Source organism: Streptomyces sp. TRM64462 (assembly GCF_013362995.1).
GTDB lineage: Bacteria > Actinomycetota > Actinomycetes > Streptomycetales > Streptomycetaceae > Streptomyces.
The window spans coordinates 1-3,300 of the sequence record NZ_JABWDV010000284.1 but is presented as its reverse complement, the minus strand read 5'-3'; the positions used below and the strand labels follow the sequence as shown (position 1 = coordinate 3,300).

4 protein-coding genes are annotated in these 3,300 nt (G+C 75.0%); 3 read left to right on the top strand and 1 reads right to left on the bottom strand.

Features of this window, described 5'->3' with window-relative positions:
• Together HTZ82_RS13475 and HTZ82_RS13470 are read left to right on the top strand one after the other, a co-directional pair.
• The coding region (locus tag HTZ82_RS13475; protein ID WP_302852228.1) for a type ISP restriction/modification enzyme at positions 1 to 557 on the top strand (557 nt) is incomplete at its 5' end.
• 47 nt (positions 558 to 604) lie between these two features.
• A complete protein-coding gene (locus HTZ82_RS13470) occupies positions 605 to 1,861 on the top strand; it encodes a CaiB/BaiF CoA-transferase family protein (protein ID WP_175409594.1) in 1,257 nt (418 codons plus the stop codon).
• Between the two features lie 182 nt (positions 1,862 to 2,043).
• Here HTZ82_RS13470 and HTZ82_RS13465 read toward each other — a convergent pair whose 3' ends face one another.
• Positions 2,044 to 2,307, bottom strand: coding sequence for a hypothetical protein (locus tag HTZ82_RS13465; RefSeq protein ID WP_175409593.1), 264 nt, complete (start codon positions 2,305 to 2,307; stop codon positions 2,044 to 2,046).
• A gap of 198 nt (positions 2,308 to 2,505) precedes the next feature.
• Between HTZ82_RS13465 and HTZ82_RS13460 the strand changes: the two genes are divergently transcribed.
• Positions 2,506 to 3,300 (top strand): serine/threonine-protein kinase (locus HTZ82_RS13460; protein WP_175409592.1); only part of this gene is annotated, 795 nt, incomplete at its 3' end.

Below are 3,300 nucleotides of genomic sequence, written 5' to 3'. Positions count from 1 at the left end.
TGGACCTGGGCCGCCGTATGACGGACGTCCAGCTCCGCGGCGCGCAGGGGCGCGACCGCCCGCGTCTCCCGGGCGGCAGGCGCCCCTACGTACGCGCCGCGCTCCCGCCGCACCCCGGCACGCTGACGTACGACGCCGACGACGAGGCCCTGCACGTGGGCGCCGGCCGCATCGCCCCGGTCCCGGCGGAGGCGTGGGAGTTCCATGTGTCCGGGGTCCGCGTGCTGCCGCTCTGGTTCGAGCGCCGCACACCGGCCGCACCCTCCGAGCCGGGCACTCTGGACGCGATCCGCCCCTCGGCGTGGCCGCAGGAGTGGACGTCCGAGCTCCTGGAGCTCATCACGGTGCTGGCCCTCCTCGGCGGCCTGGAGTCCGAGCGCACGGCCCTCGCCGAACGCACCGCCCCCGCCGGGGCCCCGTCGGCGGACGTCCCGCACCTCACGCGCACCGGCCTGCGCACCGCCGGCGTCCTCCCGGCACCGCCCGTCTCCCGCCGCCCGGCCTCGGTCCTGGACCACCACGAGGAAGGCCCGGAAGGCCAGTTCGCCCTCCTCTAGCACGAAGGGGTGACAAGGGTGGTACGTACACGATAAGCACGGCTGTCATGAGCACCCAGCCGCAGCCGCCGCAGCCGCCGCAGCCCCAGCCGCTCCCCCAGCCGCTCGCCCAGCCGCTCCCCCTGCCCCTGGACGGGGTCACCGTCGTCGCCGTCGAGCAGGCCGTCTCCGCGCCGTTCGCCACCCGTCAGCTCGCCGACCTCGGTGCCCGGGTCATCAAGGTCGAGCGCCCGGACGGCGGTGACTTCGCGCGCGGCTACGACACGGCCGCGCGCGGCCTCGCCTCGCACTTCGTGTGGTGCAACCGCGGCAAGGAGTCCCTGGCCGTGGACCTGAAGGAGCCGCGCGGGATCGCCCTCGTACGGCGGCTCGTCGCCGGCGCCGATGTGTTCGTGCAGAACCTGGCGCAGGGCGCGGCGGCGCGGCTGGGCCTCGACGCGGCGACGCTGTGCGCGGCGCATCCCCGGCTGATCGCCGTGGACATCTCCGGCTACGGGGCGGGCGGCCCGTACGCGCACAAGCGGGCGTACGACATGCTCGTGCAGTGCGAGGCGGGTCTGGTGTCGGTGACGGGCACGCCGGAGCAGCCGGTGAAGGCGGGGGTTCCGGCGGCGGACATCGCGGCGGCGATGTACGCGTTCTCGGGCGTGCTGGCGGCGCTGCTGCGGCGGGGCACGACGGGCCTGGGCGGCCCGGTGGAGATCTCGATGCTGGAGTCGCTGGCCGAGTGGATGGGGCATCCGCTGCACCACGGGATGCACGGGGGTGAGCCGCCCGCGCGTACGGGGGTCGCGCACGCGGTCATCTCCCCGTACGACGCCTATGCGACGGCGGACGGCGGTCAGGTGCTGCTGTCGGTGCAGAACGACCGGGAGTGGCGGCGGCTCGCCGAACAGGTCCTCTGCCGCCCCGAGTTGGCGCTGGACCCGGCGTTCGCGACGAACACGGCGCGGGTGGCCAACCGTGTGAAGACGGACGCGGTGGTCGCGGAGGCCCTGGCCGGGCTCGGCACCGCGGAGGCGCTGGAGCGGCTGGAGGCGGCGGGTATCGCGTGCGCCCGGCTGAACACGGTGGCCGATGTGGCGGCGCATCCGCAGCTCGCGGCGCGGGACCGGTGGCGGGAGGTCGGCTCACCGGTGGGTCCGCTGCGGGCGATGCTGCCGCCCATCACGCTGCCGGGCGGGCCGGAGGCGCGGATGGGCGCGGTGCCGGCGCTCGGGGAGCACACGGACGCGGTGCTGCGGGGGCTCGGGGTGGCCGACGAGGAGCGGGCGCGGCTGCGCCGGGACGGTGTGATCGCGTGAGCGTGGGCGGCGCGTGGCGAGCGGAGCGGCCGGAGAGGAGGGAGAGAAGAGCGGGGGGGTTGGGTCTTCTTCCGAGGGGGTGGCTGGTGTCAGCGGTGGAGCCGGCCGGCCGTCCGGCTGTGAGCGGGCTGGGTGCGCGTGACGCGGCACACGCGCCGTGGGTCCGGCCGGATCCCGTCCGCTCAGCCGTGGTTGCCGAAGAGCGAGCGGCGCAGTCGGCGGAGGGGCGCGAAGAGCGAGACGCGCGCGCTCTTGCTCCGGTGGCTGTGCGCGACATCACGGGTCGTCAGCTCACGCATCAGCGACGTCGCCTCCGCCGTCTCACGCTGCGGGACGGCGGGGCCGCCCAGCACCGCGAGGTGACGGTCGAGACGCGAGCTGGTCGCGCTGCTCCCGCAGGTGATCGCAGGCACACGTGGCCTGCTGCGCACTGTTATCTGATCCATGTCACTCCCCACCCGTACAAGGGCACCCGGCCCGGGCCAACGTTAACCCTATCGTCCCCGCCTCGCAGTCGTGTATCCCGGTATCGGGATTCACCGCACACATACGAGGGTTGACAGTTACTCTCCGAATATGTCTGATTCCAGGGTGAGTTGGACAGTCTCCTCGTGGTCGTCCGCGATACGAAGGAGGTCCCCGCGATGAGCGAAGTGCCGGGCGCCGAAAGGCTGGTGGCGGGGCGTTACCGACTGCTGGGGCCGCTGGGCCGAGGGGCTACGGGTGTGGTCTGGCGGGCCCGTGACGAGGTGCTGGGCCGTGAGGTGGCGGTCAAGGAGGTGCGGGCGCCGGCGGCGTGCGGCGAGGCGGACGAGCGGCGGCTCTACGCGCGCGTGGAGCGGGAGGCGTGGGCGGCCGCGCGCATCGCGCACCGCAACGCGGTCACGGTGCACGACGTGGCCACCGATGAGGGCCGGCCGTGGATCGTCACGGAGCTGGTGCGCGGACTGACGCTGGCCGACGTCCTGTACGCGGAGGGGCCGCTGCCGCCGCGCCGGGCCGCGCACATCGGGGCGGAGGTGCTGGCCGCGCTGTGCGCGGCGCACGAGGCGGGGGTGCTGCACCGGGACGTGAAGCCGGGCAACGTACTGCTGGGCAACGACGGGCGCGTGGTGCTGACGGACTTCGGGATCGCGTCGCCACCCGAGGCGCCGCTCCCGGCGGCATCGGGCGAACTGGTGGGCTCGCCCGAGTATCTGGCGCCGGAGCGGGCGCTGGGGCGGGCGGCGGGGCCCGCGTCGGACCTGTGGTCGCTGGGGGTGCTGCTGTACGCGGCGGTGGAGGGCGGGTCGCCGTTCCGCCGGGACACGGCGCGGGGCACGCTGCGGGCGGTGGTGGACGACCCGTTGCCGCCGCTGCGGCGGGCGGGTGCGCTGGCGCCGGTGATCGAGGGGCTGTTGCGCAAGGACCCGGAGGAGCGCCCGTCGGCGGCCGGCACG

Bases quoted from the DNA above. Each gene is read 5' to 3' on its own strand.
- HTZ82_RS13470 (WP_175409594.1), top strand. From the start codon at position 605: ATGAGCACCCAGCCGCAGCCGCCGCAGCCGCCGCAGCCCCAGCCGCTC.
- HTZ82_RS13465 (WP_175409593.1), bottom strand. From the start codon at position 2,307: ATGGATCAGATAACAGTGCGCAGCAGGCCACGTGTGCCTGCGATCACC.